The organism is Micromonospora sp. DT63, from assembly GCF_049841615.1.
GTDB lineage: Bacteria > Actinomycetota > Actinomycetes > Mycobacteriales > Micromonosporaceae > Micromonospora.
In genome coordinates this window covers 407213-427777 of the sequence record NZ_JBNCKQ010000004.1, presented here as the reverse complement: position 1 = coordinate 427777, position 20565 = coordinate 407213, and the positions used below count along the sequence as shown (strand labels likewise).

19 protein-coding genes are annotated in these 20565 nt (G+C 72.7%); 12 read left to right on the top strand and 7 right to left on the bottom strand.

Annotated elements, in window-relative coordinates; all coding sequences use genetic code 11:
• Window positions 1–221 precede the first annotated feature (221 nt).
• On the bottom strand, window positions 222–911 hold the full coding sequence (locus tag ACLQ27_RS17775; RefSeq protein WP_425867684.1) for a TIGR03089 family protein: 690 nt from the start codon (window positions 909–911) through the stop codon (window positions 222–224).
• A 152-nt stretch (window positions 912–1063) separates the two neighbouring features.
• Between ACLQ27_RS17775 and ACLQ27_RS17770 the strand changes: the two genes are divergently transcribed.
• Complete coding sequence (locus tag ACLQ27_RS17770) at window positions 1064–2209, top strand: glycosyltransferase family 4 protein (RefSeq protein ID WP_425867683.1); 1146 nt, start codon at window positions 1064–1066, stop codon at window positions 2207–2209.
• 63 nt (window positions 2210–2272) lie between these two features.
• The gene (locus ACLQ27_RS17765) at window positions 2273–3364 is read left to right on the top strand and encodes a mannose-1-phosphate guanylyltransferase (protein ID WP_234584042.1); all 1092 of its coding nucleotides are present in this window, start codon (window positions 2273–2275) and stop codon (window positions 3362–3364) included.
• A 91-nt stretch (window positions 3365–3455) separates the two neighbouring features.
• On the opposite strand, the gene ACLQ27_RS17760 is transcribed toward ACLQ27_RS17765, so the two are convergent.
• On the bottom strand, window positions 3456–3992 hold the full coding sequence (locus tag ACLQ27_RS17760) for an NUDIX hydrolase (protein ID WP_425867882.1): 537 nt from the start codon (window positions 3990–3992) through the stop codon (window positions 3456–3458).
• Between the two features lie 102 nt (window positions 3993–4094).
• Between ACLQ27_RS17760 and ACLQ27_RS17755 the strand changes: the two genes are divergently transcribed.
• The gene (locus tag ACLQ27_RS17755) at window positions 4095–5141 is read left to right on the top strand and encodes a hypothetical protein (RefSeq protein ID WP_357493736.1); all 1047 of its coding nucleotides are present in this window, start codon (window positions 4095–4097) and stop codon (window positions 5139–5141) included.
• A gap of 290 nt (window positions 5142–5431) precedes the next feature.
• On the top strand, window positions 5432–6430 hold the full coding sequence (locus ACLQ27_RS17750; RefSeq protein ID WP_234584040.1) for a winged helix-turn-helix domain-containing protein: 999 nt from the start codon (window positions 5432–5434) through the stop codon (window positions 6428–6430).
• A 19-nt stretch (window positions 6431–6449) separates the two neighbouring features.
• Here the strand turns inward: ACLQ27_RS17750 and ACLQ27_RS17745 are convergent, their stop codons facing one another.
• On the bottom strand, window positions 6450–7538 hold the full coding sequence (locus tag ACLQ27_RS17745) for a coenzyme F420-0:L-glutamate ligase (RefSeq protein ID WP_425867680.1): 1089 nt from the start codon (window positions 7536–7538) through the stop codon (window positions 6450–6452).
• On the bottom strand, window positions 7535–8485 hold the full coding sequence (gene cofD / locus ACLQ27_RS17740; RefSeq protein ID WP_234584038.1) for a 2-phospho-L-lactate transferase: 951 nt from the start codon (window positions 8483–8485) through the stop codon (window positions 7535–7537). Before cofD ends, ACLQ27_RS17745 begins: the two co-directional genes overlap by 4 nt.
• A 98-nt stretch (window positions 8486–8583) precedes the next feature.
• Here cofD and ACLQ27_RS17735 point away from each other — a divergent pair, with 98 nt between their 5' ends.
• The 6 genes from ACLQ27_RS17735 to ACLQ27_RS17710 all read left to right on the top strand — a co-directional run bounded on the left by ACLQ27_RS17735 (window position 8584) and on the right by ACLQ27_RS17710 (window position 15310).
• Complete coding sequence (locus tag ACLQ27_RS17735; RefSeq protein WP_425867678.1) at window positions 8584–9585, top strand: hypothetical protein; 1002 nt, start codon at window positions 8584–8586, stop codon at window positions 9583–9585.
• 235 nt (window positions 9586–9820) lie between these two features.
• Entirely contained in the window at window positions 9821–12364 is a 2544-nt protein-coding gene (locus tag ACLQ27_RS17730; protein WP_425867676.1) for a bifunctional FO biosynthesis protein CofGH, read from the top strand.
• Between the two features lie 164 nt (window positions 12365–12528).
• On the top strand, window positions 12529–12807 hold the full coding sequence (locus ACLQ27_RS17725; RefSeq protein WP_234587743.1) for a hypothetical protein: 279 nt from the start codon (window positions 12529–12531) through the stop codon (window positions 12805–12807).
• Window positions 12808–12860: 53 nt separating this feature from the next.
• On the top strand, window positions 12861–14255 hold the full coding sequence (locus ACLQ27_RS17720; RefSeq protein ID WP_425867674.1) for a DUF4331 domain-containing protein: 1395 nt from the start codon (window positions 12861–12863) through the stop codon (window positions 14253–14255).
• Window positions 14256–14277: 22 nt separating this feature from the next.
• Window positions 14278–14607, top strand: a complete 330-nt coding sequence (locus ACLQ27_RS17715; protein ID WP_357493747.1) for a phospholipase — start codon at window positions 14278–14280, stop codon at window positions 14605–14607.
• A 445-nt stretch (window positions 14608–15052) separates the two neighbouring features.
• Window positions 15053–15310: a WhiB family transcriptional regulator gene (locus tag ACLQ27_RS17710; RefSeq protein WP_007455784.1), complete on the top strand. Its 258-nt coding sequence runs from the start codon at window positions 15053–15055 to the stop codon at window positions 15308–15310.
• A 76-nt stretch (window positions 15311–15386) separates the two neighbouring features.
• Here the strand turns inward: ACLQ27_RS17710 and ACLQ27_RS17705 are convergent, their stop codons facing one another.
• A complete protein-coding gene (locus ACLQ27_RS17705; protein ID WP_007455785.1) occupies window positions 15387–15836 on the bottom strand; it encodes a metallopeptidase family protein in 450 nt (149 codons plus the stop codon).
• Between the two features lie 151 nt (window positions 15837–15987).
• Here ACLQ27_RS17705 and ACLQ27_RS17700 point away from each other — a divergent pair, with 151 nt between their 5' ends.
• Window positions 15988–16356 carry a DUF3499 domain-containing protein gene (locus ACLQ27_RS17700; RefSeq protein WP_234587740.1) on the top strand — a complete coding sequence of 123 codons (369 nt, stop codon included), beginning with the start codon at window positions 15988–15990 and terminating at the stop codon, window positions 16354–16356.
• Between the two features lie 6 nt (window positions 16357–16362).
• Here ACLQ27_RS17700 and ACLQ27_RS17695 read toward each other — a convergent pair whose 3' ends face one another.
• On the bottom strand, window positions 16363–17739 hold the full coding sequence (locus ACLQ27_RS17695; protein WP_425867880.1) for an NAD(P)/FAD-dependent oxidoreductase: 1377 nt from the start codon (window positions 17737–17739) through the stop codon (window positions 16363–16365).
• A gap of 2 nt (window positions 17740–17741) precedes the next feature.
• Entirely contained in the window at window positions 17742–19088 is a 1347-nt protein-coding gene (locus ACLQ27_RS17690) for an aspartate aminotransferase family protein (RefSeq protein WP_357493749.1), read from the bottom strand.
• A 674-nt stretch (window positions 19089–19762) separates the two neighbouring features.
• Here ACLQ27_RS17690 and ACLQ27_RS17685 point away from each other — a divergent pair.
• Window positions 19763–20533: a helix-turn-helix domain-containing protein gene (locus tag ACLQ27_RS17685; protein WP_425867671.1), complete on the top strand. Its 771-nt coding sequence runs from the start codon at window positions 19763–19765 to the stop codon at window positions 20531–20533.
• Window positions 20534–20565: the final 32 nt, after the last annotated feature.

Sequence of the window (20565 nt, the reverse complement as noted above, 5' to 3'; positions counted from 1 at the left end):
CCCTGGCGTCGATCATGGAGTGGTGGTGCCCCGCAAAAGGTGCATCCCGCCGTGATCCGCCCACCACGACTCCATGATCGACCCGGGCTGGCGCTGGGCTTCCGCGATCTTGCACTTACTGTCGCGGCATACGGGGCATTCCACGCGTCTCGGCGACAGGAACTGCAAGATCGCGGGGCGCGGGGCGCGGGGCGCGGGGGGCCAGGGCGGGGCGTAGGGGGTTAGGGGAGGGGGTGGGTTACTTTTTCGCTGGTTAGCCGGGTGGGTAGGCGGGCCGGGTCGGGGTTGGCGCACAGGACCACGGTCGCCGCCCGGGTCAGCGGCGCGAGGAGCCAGTCCACCGGGTCGGGGTAGCGGTCGGCGTCGATCAGGACCCGGGCACCTGGATCGATGCCCAGGTCGGTGGCGCGGGCCTCGGCGCGGGCCAGCAGTTGCGCGTCCGCGGGGCCGGGACCGGACCGCGGGGTGAAGTGGTCGCCGTGCCCGCGTACCTCGACCACGTAGTCGGCGAAGCCGGGCGGCACCTGCCGCAGCGGGGCGGCGAGCGGGGCGAGGCCCAGGGCGTACCGCTCGTCGGCGGGCCAGGACTGTGCTTCGTCGAGCCGGTCGGCGGCGGCGAAGAGCACGTCCACCCGGCCCGGTGTTTCGGCGACTGTCACCTTTGCCGACCAGCAGCCCAGCAGGACGGCGGCGGTCTGCCAGTGCGGGGGGAGCAGCACGCCGGCCGGTGTGCCCGGCGCGAGGCCGACCTCGTCGACGAGGAGGTTGGCGGTCTTCGACACCCAGTTCGCCAGGGTCGCGCCGGAGAGTTCGGTGCGGTCGCCGGTGGAGTCGTCGTACCAGGTCAGCAGCGGTCGGGTCGGGTCGGTCGCGATCGCGTCGGCGAACACCCGGGCAATGTTGTCGGCCATCGGCGCGAACGATACGCCTCTGCGGCCCGTACTCGATGACGATGACAAGTCGGCGTACCGTCGGGTCGCAGTCAGCGTCGGCCCCGTACTCCGGCGTAGGCTTTACCCCCGGAGTGTTGTTCCCCACAGACCCACCTTCAAGGAGTCGCCCCGTGACCGCCGGTCGCCCGCCCCGCGTGCTCATCGACGCCACGAGTGTCCCCGCCGACCGTGGTGGTGTCGGTCGATACGTCGACGGTCTGCTCGGTGCCCTCGGCAAGGTGTGCGGGTCGGGGGTGGAGTTGGCAGTGGTGAGCCTCCGCACCGACCAGGAGCGTTACACCCGTATGCTGCCCGGCGCGGAGATCATCCCCGCTCCGGCCGCCGTGGCGCACCGCCCGGCCCGGCTCGCCTGGGAGCAGACCGGCCTGCCGCTGCTCGCCCAGCAGGTCGGCGCGCACGTGCTGCACTCGCCCTTCTACACCTGCCCGCTGCGGGCCGGGTGCCCCGTCACGGTCACCGTGCACGACGCGACGTTCTTCACCGAGCCGGAGCACTACGACAAGTCCCGCCGCACGTTCTTCCGCAGCGCCATCAAGACCTCGATGCGTCGCGCCAACCGGGTGATCGTGCCCAGCAAGGCGACCCGCGACGAGCTGATCCGGCTGCTCGACGCCGACCCGACCCGCATCGACGTGGCCTACCACGGCGTCGACCACGACGCCTTCCACGCGCCCGGCGAGGAGGAGAAGGCCCGCGTGCGCGCCCGGCTGGGGCTGGGCAACAGCACGTACGTGGCTTTCCTCGGCGCCAAGGAGCCGCGCAAGAACGTGCCCAACCTGATCCGTGGCTGGGCCCGTGCGGTGGCCGACCGGGTCGACCCGCCGGCACTGGTGATCGCCGGTGGGCAGGGGCACGACGACGACATCGACCGGGCGGTGGCCGAGGTCCCGTCCCACCTGCGGCTGCTGCGCCCCGGCTACCTGCGCTACGCCGACCTGCCCGGCTTCCTCGGTGGCGCGCTGGTGGCCGCCTACCCGTCGTACGGCGAGGGGTTCGGCCTGCCGATCCTGGAGGCTATGGCGTGCGCCGCCCCGGTGCTGACCACCCCCCGGCTGTCGCTGCCCGAGGTGGGTGGCGACGCGGTCGCGTACACCTCGGAGGACCCGGGCCAGATCGCCACCGACCTGGCCGCCCTGCTCGACGACGAGCAGCGCCGGCTGTCGCTGGCGAAGGCCGGCTTCGACCGGGCCAAGGAGTTCACCTGGGAATCCAGCGCCGAGGTGCACATCGCCGCCTGGAGTCGCGCCCGGTCGTGACCGTTCGGGCCTCTCGTGGTGACCCGTGCCACTGCGGGCGGATACGTCGGGCATGATGTGCGGATGCTTTATGCGGTCATCCCGGCAGGTGGCAGCGGCACAAGGTTGTGGCCGTTGTCCCGCGCCGGCCACCCCAAGTTCCTCCACCCGCTGACCGGTACCAGCGCCTCGCTGCTCCAGGCGACCGTGGAGCGGCTCGCGCCGCTGACCACACCGGATCGGACCCTCGTGGTCACCGGCGCCGCGCACGTCGCGGCGGTCGCCCGGCAGCTGACCGGGCTGCCGGAGGAGAACATCCTGGTCGAGCCGTCCCCCCGGGATTCCTGCGCGGCGATCGCGCTGGCCGCGGCGGTGATCGCGCAGCGTGACCCGGACGCGGTCATGGGGAGCTTCGCGGCGGACCACCTGATCCGCGACCCGGACAGCTGGGTGCGCACGGTCCAGGAGGCGGTCCGGGGGGCCGAGCAGGGCATGCTGATGACTGTCGGGATCACCCCGACCCGGCCGGAGACCGGCTACGGCTACCTGGAGACCGGCGACGAGGCCGAGGGCACGCCGTGGCGCCAGGTGGCCGAGTTCAAGGAGAAGCCGGCCGCCGAGGTCGCCGAGGCGTACGTCCGCTCGGGCCGGCACCTGTGGAACGCGAGCATGTTCGTCTGGCGGGTGGACGTGTTCCTCGCCGAGTTGGCCCGCCAGCAGCCGGCGCTGCACGCGGGGGTCACCGCGATCGCCACCGCCTGGGGCACCCCGGAGCAGGACGACGTGCTCGGGACGGTCTGGCCGACGCTGCCGAAGATCTCCGTCGACTACGCGGTGATGGAGGGCGCGGCCACCGCCGGTCGGGTCGCCACAGTGCCTGGCGATTTCGGCTGGAACGACGTCGGCGACTTCCACACGCTGGGTGAGGTGCTGCCCGCCGACGACGCGGGCAACGTGGTGCTCGGCACCGACGCCAAGCCGGGCGTACTCCTGCGGGACACCGCCAACCTGGTGGTGGTGCCGCAGTCGGGCCGGTTGGTGGCGGTGCTCGGCGTGCGCGACCTGATCGTGGTGGACACCCCGGACGCGGTGCTGGTCTGCCCGCGTGACCGGGCCCAGGACGTCAAGCTCCTCGTCGACGAGCTGAAGGAGCGGGGCGAAGAGGGCTACGTCTGACCCTCGACCCCGGCGGGTGACCTCGTAGCGCCGGCGATGGCGGTGCAAGCCGCTGTCGCCGGCGTACTCGTGCGCGGGCCACGACGAGGTGTCACCACCTGCCCAGCGCCGCGAGGGCCGGCTCGACGAGTTGCGCCGTCCCGCCGGCCAGCGGCTCGGGCAGCCGATCGGGCGGGAACCACCCCAGCTCCTCGGCCTCGTCGCTGACCTGCTCGACGGCGCCGGGCGGGGCGACCACCGCGAACCGGACGTCGTAGTGGCGCGACCCACCCTGGCAGAGCACCTCGTGCACGTCGATGTCGATCGGCACCGGATCGATGCGCAGGCCGTCGATGCCGGACTCCTCGATGGCCTCGCGCAGCGCGGCCCCGACAAGCGTCCGGTCCACCGGCTCGCAGTGCCCGCCGAGCTGCACCCAGCGGCCGAACTTGGCGTGCAGGCAGAGCAGCACCCGTGCGCCGGTCGGGTCGAGCACCAGCGCGCTCGCTGTGACGTGGCCGGGGCGGTGCTGCCGGCTCATCGCCACCGGCCCGGCGGCGAGCAGCGCGAGGGTCCGGTCCCGCGCGTCGGCCGCCGCCGGGCTGGTCGGCTGCCAGCCCTCCAGCAGGGCGACGGCGTCGGCGTGCAGCGTCGCGTACGACGCGGGATCGGTGGGGTCGACGGCGGGTCCGGTGAGCGCGGTGTCAGGCACCCCGTCACTGTACGAGCGCGCTCTCCGTACGCTGGCGCGGTGACCCTGCGACTCGTCGAATTCGTGGTGGCCGGCAACGAGGCCAGCGATCTGCTGCCGGTGCGCTCGTCCGCGCTGCTGCGGTCGTACGGTGCTCGGCGCGGTTTCTGGACGGTGCTGGACGAGGGCCCGGTGGAGCGCTGCCTGGCCCTGCTGCTGGAGTTGGACGACGGCGAGTGGACGGCCCGGCACGTCACGGCGGACGCCGGGGTCGAGAACGGCCGGACCGAGGACGGTGAGGCGCTCGCCCACCACGACGGCTGGGTGTACGTCTTCGGCTCCCACTTCGGCTCGAAGGCGGGCCCGCTGCGCCCCCGTCGGGCGTTCGTGGCCCGGTTCCGCGAGGACGACGCGGCGGCCGGCACGCTGCCGGTGCACGTGGTGCGCAACCGGTTCCGGCTGCACCGCGCGGTGAACGACGCCCTCGCCGCGTCGCCGCTGACCCTGCTGCCGCCGGGCAAGCGGGTGCGCGACCGGTTCATCGTGGAGACCCTGGCGCGGGGGACCAGTCGGGCGAAGAGTTGGGTGACGCGCCTGACCCCGGACGACCTCCCGTTGAACGTGGAGGCCGCGGCCTTCACGCCGGACGGCACGGTGCTGCTCGGGTTGCGGTTTCCGGTCACCGGGGCCGGCGAGCCGGTCCTGGTGGAGGTGTCCGGCGTGCCGGGCATGTTCGCCGCGGACCCGGTGTGGCCCCGGGCGTTGGGGGCGTACGCGGTGACCGGGGTGACCCCGCCGGGCGAGCTGACCGGCTTCCGGGCGATCGCGCCGACGCCGGACGGCGGGTACGCGGCCGTGATCGGCTCGATCGACGCGCTGGGCAAGGGGTCGGTGCTGCTCGACGACCATCCGGGCGGCGGCGCGGTCACGTCCCGGCACGTGCGGTTCCGGTTCCCGGCGGGGCGCACGGGCGACGCGTGCCGGCTCGTCGGCGAAGAGGTGGCCGACCTGGCGCCGTTTCACCACGTCGAGGGCCTGGCCGAGCTGGACGGGCGGCCGTTCTACGTCACGGACGAGGACCATCGGGTCGCGCTCTGGGTCGGCTGAGCGGGGCCGACGCACCGCGTCGACGGGATGACCGGACGGCACCTCTGCGGAGCAAGGGCCGCAGACCCTCGTGGTGCCGCCCGATCACCGGTCCCTCCCCGGTCCCCGGTGCCCCGGCGCCGGTCACGTCCGTGACGTGTCGGTGCCGTGCTCGGGCACTGGAAGCATGCCTAACTGGCCGGGGAGGCGTCGAGGTTTTTCAGTTCAGGCTTAAAGATGGAGATAACTGCCGGCCGGGTAGAGTCGAACGGTCGCTCGGCATCCCTCTGCCGGCGACACGGGAGCGCTCCATGCTGAAGATCCACTTTTCCGGCGAGGACATCCTCCGGACCCGGGTGGCGCCGGCGGCCGACCCGGTCTGGGAGCTGGTCCTCAGCCTGCACGTGTTGCAGGGCCGCAACCGCGATCCGTTGACGTCGACCTGGCGGCGCACCGTGACCCGCGGGCTGCGCCAGGACGTCGCCTCCGATCAGCTCCGACTGCTCTTCGCCCTGAACCCGCCGCGCGGCTACTTCCCCGACTTCCTGACCCCGTACGCCAGCGTGGAGGGTTTCGCGGCGGGGCTGGAAGCGGTGCGCAGCACGCCGACCCCGCTGCTCCAGCGGGATGTGACCCTGCTGGCCGCCGAGAACCAGCTGCCGTCCTCGGCCGCCGCGCTGGCCCGCGGTGACGTGGCGACGCTGCGCCACCTCGCGGATTCCATGGAGCAGTACCGGTCGCTGGCGATCGACCCGTACTGGAGTCGGATCCAGTCGGCGGTGGCGGCGGACCGCACCCGCCGCGCACGGGCACTGCTCGACGGCGGCGTCGAAGGGCTGTTGGCCAGCCTCCGCCCGCGCATGCGCTGGGACAGCGGGGTGCTCGAGGTGCGCGACTACCCGCACAGCCGGGAGCTGCACCTGGACGGTCGAGGGCTGCTGTTGGTGCCGTCGTTCTTCTGCGCGGGCACCCCGGTCGCCCTGCTCGACCCGGCGCTGCCGCCGGTGCTGGTCTATCCGGTGGACCGGCTGGGCGGGCTCGCCGCGACCGACGGGGACGCGTTGGCCACGTCGAGCGCCGGCCGCGACTCGCTGGCCGCACTGCTCGGCCGGACCAGGGCGGCGGTGCTGGAGGCCAGCCACGACGGCTGCACCACGGGCGAGGTGGCCCGCCGGCTCAACATCTCACCGGCGGCGGCCAGCCAGCACGCCACAGTGCTGCGCAACGCCGGCCTGCTCGTCAGTCACCGCGACCGCAACACCGTGCTGCACACGCTGACCCCGCTGGGCCGGGCCGTCCTGGACGCGTGAGTCCGGCCCGGCCGCGCGGTCACAGGGCGAGCGCGGCGCTGGCCGGGCTGCCGGCCGGCGGAGGCAGCAGCGTCGACCGGACACCCTCGGCGGCCAGTGCGACGCGCAGCCGGTGCAGGTCGGCGCCGAAGCGGACCAGGTCCATCGGGTCGACGGGCGCCGGCGCGGTGCCGAGCACCAGCGCGCTGGCGTCGGCCGGCCAGCCCGGCACCTCGGCGACCAGGCCGGCGCGTACCTCCGCCTCGTCGACGAGGGTGAAGACCGTGCCGGGCGTCACCACCTCGGCGACCGCGTCGAGCGCCCGTCGCACCGCGGCCGGGTCGACCGGCTCGGGGTCGATCGCCTCGGCGAGGGTCGCGGCCTCGGCCAGCCCGGCCGCCCGCGCCTCGGCGGTGCCCAGCGAGAACAGGTCCTGCGCGGCATCACGGATGAGCGTCCGCGCGCCGTCGGAGTCGTCCGCGCGGGTCGCCGCGAGGTAGCCGCGCACCACGGCCACGGGGACCTGGTCACACTTGCCCTTGATCAACTCGCCGGCGCCCGCCAGCTCGTCCACCACCGCCATCTGGGTCAGCTGCAGCTCGTTGCCGTACGGGTCCACCTCGCCCCGATGGTCGCGGATCGCCGGCATCCCGGCCACCCCGAGCGCCACGTCGATAAGCCCGTTGCGCCAGGGCCGGCCCATCGTGTCGCTGATGATCACGGCAACGTCCAGGTCGTACCGCTCCCGCAGCGCGGCGCGCAGCTCCCGCGCCGACGCGTCCGGATCCACCGGCAACAGCACCAGCCGGGTCTTGTCGACGTTCGACGCGTCGATCCCGGCAGAGGCCATCACGAAGCCGTGGTGGGTCTGCACGATCCGGGTCGCCCCGCGGCTGGCCACCACCCGGGCGGTCTCACCGGCCAGCACCTCCTCGCGCGCGGCGAGCCGCTCCGGCCCGTCCGCCGGGACGTCCACCAGCCGTCCCTCCGCCTTGGAGACGATCTTGCTGGTCACCACCAGCACGTCGCCGTCGCGCAGCCACGGCGCAGCGGTGGCGATCACCGCCGCCAGGTCGTCACCCTCGGTCACGTGGCCGATGCCCAGCACCGGCAGAATCTCCAGCCTCACGTCAACTCCACCGCGGCGCGGACCATCGCCGCCGTCGCCGCCTCGTCGGTCATCCGCAGCGGCATCGCGCGGACCGTCACCTCCGGTACCACCGCGTCGGCGTCCTCCTCGGCCACCAGCCAGCCGTCCAGCAGCCCACCCGCAGCCCGAGGGCCGTAGAGCCGGCCCACACCGGCCGCGCTGCACTCGACCCCGAGCACGGCGAGACAGCGGTCAGCCATTCCCCGGACCGGAGCGCCGCCGATGATCGGCGAGACACCCACCACCGGCGCCGGGCCGTCGGTCACCGCCTCGCGCATCCCCGGTACGGCAAGCACCGGCGCGATGCTCACCACCGGGTTGCTCGGCGCGATCAACACCAGGTCGGCCGCACCGATCGCCTCCCGCACCCCCGGCGCCGGCTGCGCCGTCTCCGCGCCGACGAAGACGAAACGGTGGGTGGGGATGTCGGCCCGGTACCGCACCCACCACTCCTGGAAGTGGATCGCCCGCTGGCCCTCGTCACCGTCGCCGACGACCGCGTGGGTCTCCAGCCGGTCGTCGGTCGCCGGCAGCAGGCGTACGCCGGGCTGCCACCGCGTCGACAGCGCCTCGGTGACCGCGCTCAGCGGGTAGCCGCCGTTGAGCATGGTGCTGCGCACCAGGTGGGTGGCGATGTCCTTGTCGCCGAGGCCGAACCAGGTCGGCTCCGCCCCGTACGCGGCCAACTCCTCCTTGACCGTCCAGCTCTCGCCGACCCGGCCCCAGCCCCGTTCGGGGTCGGCGCCGCCGCCGAGCGTGTACATGACGCTGTCCAGGTCGGGACAGATCTTCAACCCGTGCAGCCACAGGTCGTCGCCGACGTTGACCACGGCGGTCACCTCGGCGCCGACCTCGCGGGCGTACGCCCGGACGCCGAGCAGGAACCGGGCGCCGCCAATGCCGCCGGCCAGAACCACGATGCGCATGTCGACCATCCTCGCGTACGAGACGCCTCCGGTCCGCCGGTGGCGTGGGAGACTAGGCTCACGTGCGCCCTGTCCGTTATTGCCCCGAGGGGGAGCTCGTGACCAGCCCCGCCGAGCCCGCGTCCGCCGACGCGACGCAGGCCCGCCAGCTGACCAAGCCACTGCGCGAACTGGGTGCGCTCGCCCTGCTCGGCGCCAACGCCGTGTTCCTCTTCGTGGGGCTGCTCCGGCTGCTCACCCCGAACGACTACCGCGACTTCACCGACCGGGCGGGCGACCAGTTCTCCGCGTTCATCGGGGTGGAGGCGGTGGTGCTGCCGCTGCTGGCCGTCCTGCTGGCCACCCACGTCGCGCCGGTCCTGCCGAAGGCGAAGCTGATCACGCAGGTGGCGCTTGGTGAGTACGCGGTCAGCGCGCTGCTCGGCACGCTCACCATGCTGATCTGGACGGTGGGCCGCCTCGCCGAGACCGAGATCCTCGACGCGTTGCTCGGCCTTCTCGCCCGGTTCGCCTGGCTGGTGATCTTCGCGGTGGCCGCCTGGGTGGTGTTCACCATCTGGCGGGCGTTCTACTACGTCCCCAAGCCGAAGCCGCAGCCGGGCGTCTACGGCCAGCCGCAGCCGGGTTGGCCGCAGCAGCAGCAGGGCGGTTGGCCGGCTCCCGGTCAGCCCGGCGGTCAGCCGCAGGGCGGATGGCCCGCTCCCGGCCAGCCGGGCGGTTACCCGCAGGCCGGCCAGCCGGGCGGTTACCCGCCGGCGCAGTTCCCCGGCCAGTACGGCCAGCCGTCGCCGCCGTTCCAGGCCCCGCAGTCCGCGCCGCCGCACCCGCAGTCGGCCCCGCAGTCCGCGCCGCCGTTCCAGGCCGCTCCGCAGTCGGCGCCGCCGTTCCCGCAGTCCGCGCCGCCGGCCAACCCCGCCCCGCAGTCGGCGCCGCCCGCGCCGCCGTTCGGGCAGCCGCCGTCGGCGGACCCGACGCAGGCGATCCCGCGCCAGTCCGCCGAGCCGGCCTCCGCCGACCCCACCCAGGCCATCGGGCGCCCGGCCGACCCCGACCGCACCCAACACATCAACCCCGCCACGCACCCCGACCAGCCCCGCTGAGCCGCCAGCACCTCCGGGCTGGTGATGGTCGGGTCCTCCTTTGCTCTGCTTCAACCGAGGCAACAGCCGGCGTCCGGATATCGGACGCGCGGTGTTGCGTAGGTTGAAGCAGAGCAAAGGAGCCGCAGGCGGTGCCCGCCCCTCCACCGACGCATCAAGTGATCATGGGGTGCGGTTTCCCACGGTGCGGGCTGGGTCTGGTGGGTCGGGCCCGCGCTGCGCATAGGCTGAGTGGATGGTTGATCGCACCCACTCCGGTCCGAGCGAGGCGAGCGTGCGGCGGGCCCTGGGCCGGGCCGCGACCGGGCGCGCGCTGGACGTCGACGAGGCGACCGCGCTTCTCGCCGCCCGTGGCGACGCGCTCGACGAACTGCTCCGGACCGCCGGGGGGATCCGCGACGCCGGGCTGCGTGACGCCGGGCGGCCGGGCGTGGTCACGTACTCGAAGAAGGTCTTCATTCCGCTGACCCGGCTCTGCCGGGACCGCTGCCACTACTGCACGTTCGCGACCGTGCCGCACCGGCTGCCGGCGCCGTTCCTGGACCGCGACGAGGTTCTGGCGATCGCGCGGGCAGGCGCGGCGCAGGGTTGCAAGGAGGCCCTGTTCACCCTCGGTGACCGGCCGGAGGAGCGCTGGCCGGCGGCCCGGAGCTGGCTCGACGAGCGCGGCTACGACTCCACTCTGGACTATCTGCGTGCCTGCGCGGTGGCCGTGCTGGAGGAGACGGGCCTGCTGCCGCACCTCAACCCTGGGGTGCTGTCCTGGTCGGAGCTGCAACGGCTCAAGCCGGTCGCGCCGAGCATGGGCATGATGCTGGAGACCACGGCCACCCGGCTGTGGTCCGAGCCGGGCGGCCCGCACTACGGCTCGCCGGACAAGGAGCCGGCGGTCCGGCTGCGGGTGCTCGACGACGCGGGGCGGGTCGGGGTGCCGTTCACCACCGGCATCCTCATCGGCATCGGCGAGACGCCGGCCGAGCGGGTGGACGCGCTGTTCGCGATCCGCCGCGCGCACCGGGAGTACGGCCACCTCCAGGAGGTGATCGTGCAGAACTTCCGCGCCAAGCCGGACACGGCGATGCGGGGCATGCCCGACGCGGAACTGCACGACCTGGCCGCCACGGTGGCGGTGGCCCGACTGCTGCTCGGCCCGAAGGCCCGCATCCAGGCTCCGCCGAACCTCATCGCCGGCGAGTACGACCTGTTGCTGCGCGCCGGCATCGACGACTGGGGTGGCGTCTCCCCGCTCACCCCCGACCACGTCAACCCGGAGCGCCCGTGGCCGCAGATCGAGGAGTTGGCCCGGCACACCGAGCTGGCCGGGTTCACGCTGCGGGAGCGGCTGACCATCTACCCGGAGTACGTGCGCGCCGGTGACCCGTGGCTCGACCCGCGGCTGCTGCCGCACGTGAGCGCCCTCGCCGACCCGGCGACCGGCATGGCTGTCGAGTCGGCCCTCCCGCAGGGGCGTCCCTGGCAGGAGCCGGAGGAGACGTTCGGCGGGCGCACCGACTTGCACGCCACCATCGACACCACCGGCCGCACCGACGACCGGCGCGGCGACTTCGACAGCGTCTACGGCGACTGGTCCGAGGTCGCCGGCAAGGTCACTCCCGAGGCGGCGGCGCGACGTGCGGGCGTACCGCCGGAATCGACCGGCAGTGGCGCGGACCGTGACGTGGCGGCCGGGCTGCGGCTGGCGGCCGACGACCCGGCGGCGCTGCTCGATCCCCGGCACACCGACGCGGCGCTGGCGCTGTTCGGCGCCGACGGGCCGGCGCTGGACGAGTTGTGCCGGCTCGCCGACGACGTACGCCGCGACGCGGTCGGCGACGACGTCACCTACGTGGTCAACCGCAACATCAACTTCAGCAACGTCTGCTACGTGGGCTGCCGGTTCTGCGCGTTCGCCCAGCGTGAGCGGGACGCCGACGCGTACCGGCTCTCCGTCGACCAGGTCGCCGACCGGGCCGAGCAGGCGTGGGCGGCCGGCGCCAGCGAGGTGTGCCTCCAGGGCGGCATCGACCCGAAGATGCCGGTCACCGGGTACGCGGACATCGTGCGCGCGATCAAGGCCCGCGTGCCGGAGATGCACGTGCACGCGTTCTCCCCGATGGAGATCGTCACCGCCGCCGCGAAGGCGGGCGTGCCGGTGCGCGAGTGGCTGACCCGGCTGCGCGAGGCGGGGCTGGACACCATCCCGGGCACCGCCGCCGAGATCCTCGACGACGACGTGCGCTGGGTGCTCACCAAGGGCAAACTGCCGGCCGCCGCCTGGGTCGACGTCGTCAGCACGGCCCACGAGCTGGGCATCCGGTCCAGCTCCACGATGATGTACGGCCACGTCGACCACCCGGGGCAGTGGCTGGCGCACTTTAGGGTGCTGGCCGGCGTGCAGGACCGCACCGGCGGGTTCACCGAGTTCGTGGCGCTGCCGTTCGTGCACACCAACGCGCCGATCTACCTGGCCGGCATCGCCCGCCCGGGGCCGACCTGGCGGGAGAACCGGGTCGTGCACGCCATGTCGCGGCTGCTGCTGCACGGCCGGATCGACAACATCCAGTGCTCCTGGGTGAAGCTCGGCGACGAGGGCACCGTGGCGATGCTCCAGGGCGGCTGCAACGACCTGGGCGGCACCCTGATGGAGGAGACCATCTCCCGGATGGCCGGCTCCGACAACGGGTCGGCGCGTACCGAGGAGCAGTTGCGGGCCATCGCGAAGGCCGCCGGTCGTCCGGCGCGCAAGCGGTCGACTGCGTACGGTCACGCTCCGCGCTGAGGTCGAACCTTTTCCCGCCGCCGGCCGTACCACGCGGTGCCGGCGGCGGTCGCGGCGAGGACCGCCGCCGGTGTCCCCTTCAGGGGCCCGGCGGCGTCACCGCGACGGCACCGGACCCGTCCGTCACCGCGGGCGCGTACGCGCCGCCGCCCGAAAGGTTGCCCATGACCAGTGATCAGCGGAAGCGGCAGTGGCCGCGACTGACCCGCCGGCAGACGTTGACCGCCGCGGCCAGCGCCACCCTCGGCGCCGCCGCGCTCACCGTGCCGGGCCTGTCGGCGGCGCAGAACGCGCCGGGCGCCGCGGGTCGGGCCGATGAGCCGATCGTCGTGCACCTGCGCGACGCCGCGTCCGGAACGATGGACGTCTTCGTCGGTGAGTCCCGGATCGAGGTACGCGACCGTGGCCTGGCGGACCGACTGCGGCGCGCAGCCCGGCGCTGACCCCGCACCGTCCCGACCCGCCATCAGTCCCCGCCCAGTGAGGTTGGTCCGCCATGTCTTCCCACCGCGAGGCCCCGGAGATAGCCAAGGATCCGGTCGCCGACAGCTCCGACCTTTACGCGTTCGTCAGCCCCGACAAGCCCGACACGGTCACGTTGATCGCCAACTACGTGCCCTTGCAGCTCCCGTCCGGCGGGCCGAACTTCTTCGAGTTCGGCGACGACGTGCGCTACGAGATCCACATCGACAACGACGGTGACGGTCAGCCCGACGTCACCTACCGGTTCGAGTTCACCACCGAGATCACCAACCCGAACAGCTTCCTCTACAACACCGGGCCGATCGAGTCGCTTGACAGCAGGAACTGGAACCGCCGGCAGTTCTACAGCCTGACCCGGGTGACCGACGGCCGGGAGCACCGCCTCGCGCACAAGCTGCCCTGCCCGCCGTGCAACGTCGGCCCGCTGTCCACCCCGAAGTACGCCGACCTCGTCCGGCAGGCCACCTACACCCTGTCGACGGGGGAGCGGGTCTTCGCCGGCCAGCGTGCGGACGGCTTCTTCGTCGACCTGGGGGCGATCTTCGACCTCGGCACGTTGCGGCCGTTCCAGCAGCTGCACGTCGCCGGTAAGAAGATCTTCAAGTCCGAGGGGGAGCCGGTCAACGCCACCGACCGGATGAACGTGCACAGCCTCGCCGTGCAGGTGCCGCTGAAGCAGGTGCGTCGCCGTGCCAGCCGGTACGGCGCGGCCGACCCGGCGTCGGTGCTCGGCGTGTGGACGTCGGCGTCGCGCCGGCAGGTCCGGGTGCTCGGTGACCGGGTCGCGCAGGACACCTCCACCGGCCCGTTCACGCAGGTCTCCCGGCTGGGCAATCCGCTGTTCAACGAGGTCATCGTGCCGATGTCCAAGAAGGACCTGTGGAACTCGCTGCCACCGTCGGAGGACAAGCGGTTCGCCCAGTTCGTCGAGCGGCCCGAGTTGGCCGCGCTGCTGCCGGCCCTGTACCCGGACGTCTTTCCCAACCTGGACAAGCTCAACAAGTCGAAGAAGGCCCGTGCCGACCTGGTGGCGATCCTGCTCACCGGCGTGCCGGCCGGGCTGATCGACGGCTTCACCAACGCCACCGGCGACCTGCAGGCCGACATGCTGCGGCTGAACACGGCGATCGCGCCGAACCGCAAGCCGGACCGGTTCGGGGTGCTCGGCGGCGACCTGGCCGGCTTCCCCAACGGGCGGCGGGTCGGCGACGACGTGGTGAGCATCGCGCTGCGGGCGATCGCCGGGTTGACCGTCCCGCTGGTCGACAAGACGTTCCGCCCGGACGCGGCGGCCGCCGCGGTCACCCCGGGGTTGAGCGCCGCCGACGTGACCGCCCCGTTTCTCGCGAGCTTCCCCTACCTCGGTACGCCGTACGACGGGTTCAACAACCCGCCGGCGTCGTCCTGATCGTCGGCGGGGGGAGCGGCGGATGCACGAGCACACGTACGGGCCGTCGGAGACGGGGAGTGTCGTCCTCGAACTGGGTGGCGACACCGGCGCCCTGATCGTCTACACCGGTCGGGATCTGCACGGCCGGGAGATCGAGATCAGCCGCGGCGATGATCGACGCGTCCACTCGGCGGTACGGGAGCGCCGGGTGCGGGACGGGTCGTTCCACAGTGCGGTCTATCCCGATCTTCCCGCCGGGATGTATACCGTCTGGTGGGACGAGGACACGTCCGCCGGCGTCGTTTCTGTCCATGGTGGAGGGATCGCCGAGTTCGTGTGGCCCAGCAGCGGTTTTGGGGCCACCGGCTGACCCCGGAGCGCCATTTTGCACTCGCACCCCGTCCACATCGTGGGCGGGGTGCGAATGCTGTCCACGGCTCGACGGGCGGTCTGCGCCGCGCCGCGTTAACCTGTCCCCCACCAAGATCAGCTTTGCGAGAGGGGGCTGGCGGTCTCCCGTCGGGGGGAGCGCCACGGCAGAAAAGTCGGGCAACTCGCCGGAGAGGGCGTTACTCGGCCGGGGTCTGAATCGATAGGGCAGGTTGCGAGGCTGGGACGGTCCTGGTGGCCGACCAGGGGTGTCGGGAGGGCGACTCCATTATCAAGTTTGGCTTGACGGCGCACGCATTACACGCGTGTAATTTGAATGGGGTTGTTCGCACGGAACGCAACAAAAGGGACCGGACGGACAAGCACGCCTTTCGCGTGGGGGGTTGCAGCGGCGATGACGCCGGTGCGCGACAAGGAGGCATTTGATGGACGGCCAGCTTGAGGTGGCCGACCTGCTCGGAAACGCGCCGGAGTGGCAGGAGCGGGCCTTGTGCTCGCAGACCGACCCCGAGGCGTTCTTTCCCGAGAAGGGCGGCTCGACCCGCGAGGCGAAGCGAATCTGCTCGCGCTGCGAGGTCAAGACCGAATGCCTCGAATACGCTCTCGGCCACGACGAGCGGTTCGGCATCTGGGGTGGGCTCTCCGAGCGGGAGCGACGCAAGTTGAAGCGGCGGGCCGCCTGAGCGGTGCAGGGTCGGGGCGGTGGGGGCCGCCCGGCTCAGCCGTCGTACGGGCGCGCGGTTCGCTGGCGCGTACGGCTCAGGCCAGCTCGTCGGGATCGACCCCGAGCAGGTTCGCCACCTGTTCGATGATCACGTCGTGGACGAGGTCGGCCAGATCCTCGCGGTCCATGGCACGGAACTCCAACGGTCGCCGGTACAACACGATGCGCGGCGGCACCTCCTGGCGGCCGGGGCGGCCGGGCAGCAGCCGGGCCAGCGGCACCTCGCCGTCCTCCAGCACGTCGGAGTCGTAGACGTTCAGGTCCGGTGGGACGTCCTCGACGGCGAACTCGACACCGGCCAGCTCCTTGGCGAACCGCCGTTCCAACGTCTCGACGGTGTCCAGCACCAGGTCGTCGAAGACCTCGGCCTTGGTCCGCGCCAACGGCACGGTCGCCGGCACCAGACGCCCGCGCAGGCCACGCCCGTGCCGGTCGCGGTGCGCACGCCGGCCGGGGCCGGGGCGGCGGTGTTCCGGGCTCGTCATGAGGCAAAGGGTAGTCCCCGTGCCGGGCCGGCCAGCGGCAGCGGCACTTCATGGCGCGGCGCGACCCGAACCGGGAATTGTGATCACCACGACGGGCGTGTCGCAACGCGAAGCGATGCGCCGGACCCGGTAATGGAGATACCCTGCCGCCGTGAGGTCACCACGGCGCTGCTCCCGTAACGGCTGCCCCCGGCAAGCGGTCGCCACATTGACCTATGTCTACAACGAGTCGACAGCAGTGGTGGGCCCGTTGGCGGCGTTCGCCGAGCCGCACACGTACGACCTGTGTGAGCAGCACGCCCGCAGCCTCACCGCTCCGCGCGGCTGGGACGTGGTGCGGCACGAGGGCGAGTTCGAGCCGCCCCCGCCCACCACCGACGACCTGGTGGCGCTCGCCGAGGCGGTTCGCGAGGCCGCCCGCCCGGCGCCCCGCCCTCCGGAGCCCGACCAGGCCCACCCGGAAGGCCCCCACCAGACGGGCCGCCGGGGCCACCTCCGGGTGATCCCCCCGAACCACTGAACCCGGTCACTGCCCCAGGAGGCGGGAGAGTGTCCTGGCGCGGCGGGAAGGTCGGTCGGTCCGGTTCTCCTTGGCGTCGGCGCTGGTCATGACGCGCAGGGCCGCGTTCATCGCCAGCCAGCGCAGGGGTTCCGGCTCCCACCCGGGGGAGCGGTGGTTGACCCAGGGCAGGCCCGTCAGCTCGCTGCGCTGGCCGCGGATCAGGTCGGCCAGGGTGCGGCCGGCGAGGTTGCTGGCGCCCACCCCGTCCCCGACGTAGCCGCCCGCCCAGGCCAGCCCGCTGGCCCGGTCGAAGCCGACCGAGGCGGCCCAGTCCCGGGCCACCCCGAGCGGACCGCCCCAGGCGTGGGTCACCGGGACGTCCGGCCCGAGCACCGGAAACAACTCGCCCAGGGTCCGTCGCAGCGCCGCGAAGACCCGTGGCTCCCGGTCCTGGCCGGGAGAGACCCGGGACCCGAAATGGTACGGAGCGCCGCGCCCGCCGAAGGCCAGCCGACCGTCCGCCGTCCGCTGGCCGTAGATGATCACGTGCCGGTGGTCGGAGAACGTCTCCCGATCCGCCAGGCCGATCCGCTCCCAGGTCTGTGCCGGCAGCGGCTCGGTGGCCACCATCAGCGAGTACACCGGCGCCACCGTGCGCCGCAGGCCGGGCAGCATGGGCGTGTACCCCTCGGTGGCCCGAACCACCACCGACGCCCGGACCGTCCCCGACGGGGTGCGAGCCGCGCCGGCCCGGATCGCGGTCACCGTGGTCTGCTCGTGGATCCGCACCCCGAGGCGTTCCACCGCCCGCGCCAGAGCACGCACCAGCTTCGCCGGGTGCACTGTCGCGCAGTGCGGGGTGTACGTCCCACCGCGTACCCCCTCGGCGCCGCACCGGGCCGCGGCCTCGTCGGCGTCGAGGAGCGCCAGGTGTTCGGCGCCGAAGCCGAACGCGCGGGCCTCATCCACGGCGGCCCGGGCCCGGGCGAGCTGCGGGCCGGTGCGGGCGAGCGTGACGGTGCCGCCGTCGGCCCAGTCGCAGTCGATGCCCTCCGCCGCGACCACCCGGCCCACGGCACGGACGGTGTCGTGCAGCGCCCGTTGCATGGCGACAGCCGCGTCGCGGCCGTGCCGGCGGGCCAGCCCGGTCAGTGACGTGGGAAAGAGCGCCGAGCACCAGCCGCCGTTGCGCCCCGACGCCCCGTACCCCACGATCTCCCGCTCCAGGACGACGACCCGCAGCGTCGGATCGGCCCGGGCCAGGTGGTACGCCGTCCACAGCCCGGTGTAGCCGGCGCCCACGATCACCACGTCGGCGTCCGTGTCGCCGGGCAGCGCGGGTCGAGGGGTCAGCGGCTCGTCCAGGGTGGACAGCCAGTACGACAGGTCCTCGTAGCGCATGGTCAGAGCCGCGACCACGCCTCGGTCAGCACCGTGCGCAGGATCTGCTCGATCTCGTCGAAGTGCTGCTGCTCGGCGATCAGCGGCGGGGCGAGCTGGATGACGGGGTCGCCCCGGTCGTCGGCCCGGCAGTAGAGGCCGGCCTGGAACAGCGCGGTCGACAGGAAACCACGCAGCAGCCGCTCCGACTCGGCCTCGTCGAACGTCTCCCGGGTCGTCTTGTCCTTGACCAGCTCGATGCCGTAGAAGTAGCCGTCGCCCCGCACGTCGCCGACGATCGGCAGGTCGTACAGCTTCTCCAGGGTGGCCCGGAACGCGGCCTCGTTGGCGCGTACGTGCCCGACGAGGTCTTCACGGGCGAAGACCTCCAGGTTGGCCAGGGCCACCGCGCAGGAGACGGGGTGGCCGCCGAACGTCACCCCGTGGGCGAACATGCCCGTCTCGGTGAGGAACGGCTCCATCAGCCGGTCGCTGGCGATCATCGCGCCGAGCGGGGCGTACCCCGAGGTGATGCCCTTGGCGGTGGTGATGATGTCCGGCTGGTAGCCGTAGCGGACGGCGCCGAAGTACTCGCCGAGCCGACCCCACGAACAGATCACCTCGTCGGAGACGAGCAGCACGTCGTACGCGTCGCAGATCTCCCGGACCCGCTCGAAGTAGCCGGGCGGGGGTGGGAAGCAGCCGCCGGAGTTCTGCACGGGCTCCAGGAAGACCGCGGCGACCGTGTCCGGCCCCTCCCGCTCGATGGCCCGGCCGATCTCGTCGGCGGCCCAGCGGCCGAACGCCTCCGCGTCGTCGCCGTGCTCGGGCGCCCGGTAGAAGTTGGTGTTCGGCACCTTGATCGCGCCGGGCACCAGCGGCTCGAAGTCGCTCTTGATGCCGGGCAGACCGGTGATCGACAGCGCGCCCATCGAGGTGCCGTGGTAGGCGATGTACCGGCTGATCACCTTGTACTTGTTGGGCTGACCGGTGCGCTTGAAGTAGGCCCGGGCCAGCTTCCACGCCGCCTCGACGGCCTCCGAGCCGCCGGTGGTGAAGAAGACCCGGTTCAGGTCACCCGGGGTGAGCGAGGCGATCTTCTCGGCCAGCTCGACGGCCTTCGGGTGCGCGTACGACCAGAGCGGGAAGTAGGCCAACTCACCGGCCTGCTTGGCGGCGGCCTCGGCCAGCTCGGTGCGACCGTGACCGGCGTTGACGACGAACAGCCCGGCGAGCCCGTCGAGGTAGCGGCGGCCCTGCGCGTCCCACACGTACGCGCCCTCGCCGCGCACGATTGTCGGCACCTCGCCGGCGGAGTAGCTCGCCATCCGGGTGAAGTGCATCCAGAGGTGGTCGGTGGCGTTGGCCATGTCAGCCCCATCGGTCGTCGGGCCGGTCAAAGGGTGAAGCCGGCCGCTCTGCCAACGGTTATCGCACAGTCTTGGGCTCATAGGCAAGTGGTATCAGTGGCGTGATGGGCCAGGCACGACGGAATCAGCGAGCGGTTGCAGTCTCGGCAACGGATTTCGCATCGCTGCGTGACCTGCTGGTGTGGGGTTCCAGTCCTGTCGAGCTGCCCCAGATGTGGGGCACGCGCCTGACCTGCGCCGCCGTTCGCCCCGCGCGCCACCGTTCGCCCCGCGCCGCACGGTTGATCCACTCCAGTTCGCCGATGTTGTGCCATCGGGGCGTGGTTGATACCGCGATTTCGGCGACGTCGAGTGGATTATCGGCAGGGGCGGTGCGAGGTGAGCGTCGGGACGCTGGTGGGACACCTCGGGGGCGCTCGGTGGGCGTCCTGGATGCACGCCAACACGTCCCACCGCAACACGCCGGTAGGCCGGAGACATCGACACTCAGCGTGGCTATCGTGCGCCGCAGCGTGTGCCGAGCGGGGCGGCACAGCTTGCTCCACGCGGGGCGGCTCAGCACCCGAGCGGGGCGCTGCTCTCTACCGAGCGGGGCGGCGCAGCGGGCATGACGTGGCTGGGCGCTCCGTACCGAGCGGAGTTGTGGTGTGTGTCCGGCGGGCGGGAGGATCCGAATGGCGAACGAGGCGTTGCGGGTGGCGATGGCCGAGGCGGGGGAGACGGTCGAGTCGCTGGCCGAGAAGGTCGGCGTCGACCCCAAGACGGCGGCGCGGTGGCTCGCCGCGGGGCGCATTCCGCACCCGCGTACCCGCATCGCGGTGGCGGAGGTCCTACGCCGCGACGCCGCCGACCTCTGGCCGGAGCCGTTCCGCCGCCGGGACCTGCCGTGGTTCCGGCCGTGGGCTGAGCTGGAACAGGACGCGACCTCGATCCGCTCCCATCAACCGCTGCTCGTGCCGGGCCTGCTTCAGACCGAGGGGTACGCCCGGGCGGTCCTGAACACGGGCGGGCTGGTCCCAGTCTCCGAAGTGGACCAGATCGTGGCGAGCCGGATCGACCGGCAGGCGGTCCTCTGCCGCGATGCCCCACCCCAGCTCGTAGCGGTGATCGACGAGGTGGTGCTGCGCCGGCCGGTCGGCGACGGGTCGGTGATGGCCGGGCAGCTCCGGCACCTCGCCTCGGCTGCCGAGTGGGAGCACGTGCAGGTCCGGGTCATCCCCGCCGAGAGCCCGTGGCACACCGGCCTCGCCGGGCCGTTCGTGCTGGGCCGCCTGCCCGACGGGACGGAATTGGCGTATCTCGACAACCAGCTCCGCGGTCAGATCGTGACCGATCCTCTCGACGTCGCTAGCCTGGGACGCAGGTGGGAGAGCGTCGCCGGTGAGGCGCTGCCCCAACGCCGGTCGATCGAGCTGATCAGGGAAGTGGCCACGACATGGACATGACCGACGCCCGTTGGCGCACCTCGACCCGCAGC

Coding starts and splice junctions, on each gene's coding strand:
- ACLQ27_RS17775 (WP_425867684.1), bottom strand. CDS start 911: ATGGCCGACAACATTGCCCGGGTGTTCGCCGACGCGATCGCGACCGAC.
- ACLQ27_RS17765 (WP_234584042.1), top strand. CDS start 2,273: ATGCTTTATGCGGTCATCCCGGCAGGTGGCAGCGGCACAAGGTTGTGG.
- ACLQ27_RS17750 (WP_234584040.1), top strand. CDS start 5,432: ATGCTGAAGATCCACTTTTCCGGCGAGGACATCCTCCGGACCCGGGTG.
- cofD (WP_234584038.1), bottom strand. CDS start 8,485: ATGCGCATCGTGGTTCTGGCCGGCGGCATTGGCGGCGCCCGGTTCCTG.
- ACLQ27_RS17730 (WP_425867676.1), top strand. CDS start 9,821: ATGGTTGATCGCACCCACTCCGGTCCGAGCGAGGCGAGCGTGCGGCGG.
- ACLQ27_RS17725 (WP_234587743.1), top strand. CDS start 12,529: ATGACCAGTGATCAGCGGAAGCGGCAGTGGCCGCGACTGACCCGCCGG.
- ACLQ27_RS17720 (WP_425867674.1), top strand. CDS start 12,861: ATGTCTTCCCACCGCGAGGCCCCGGAGATAGCCAAGGATCCGGTCGCC.
- ACLQ27_RS17715 (WP_357493747.1), top strand. CDS start 14,278: ATGCACGAGCACACGTACGGGCCGTCGGAGACGGGGAGTGTCGTCCTC.
- ACLQ27_RS17710 (WP_007455784.1), top strand. CDS start 15,053: ATGGACGGCCAGCTTGAGGTGGCCGACCTGCTCGGAAACGCGCCGGAG.
- ACLQ27_RS17705 (WP_007455785.1), bottom strand. CDS start 15,836: ATGACGAGCCCGGAACACCGCCGCCCCGGCCCCGGCCGGCGTGCGCAC.
- ACLQ27_RS17695 (WP_425867880.1), bottom strand. CDS start 17,739: ATGCGCTACGAGGACCTGTCGTACTGGCTGTCCACCCTGGACGAGCCG.
- ACLQ27_RS17690 (WP_357493749.1), bottom strand. CDS start 19,088: ATGGCCAACGCCACCGACCACCTCTGGATGCACTTCACCCGGATGGCG.
- ACLQ27_RS17685 (WP_425867671.1), top strand. CDS start 19,763: ATGGCGAACGAGGCGTTGCGGGTGGCGATGGCCGAGGCGGGGGAGACG.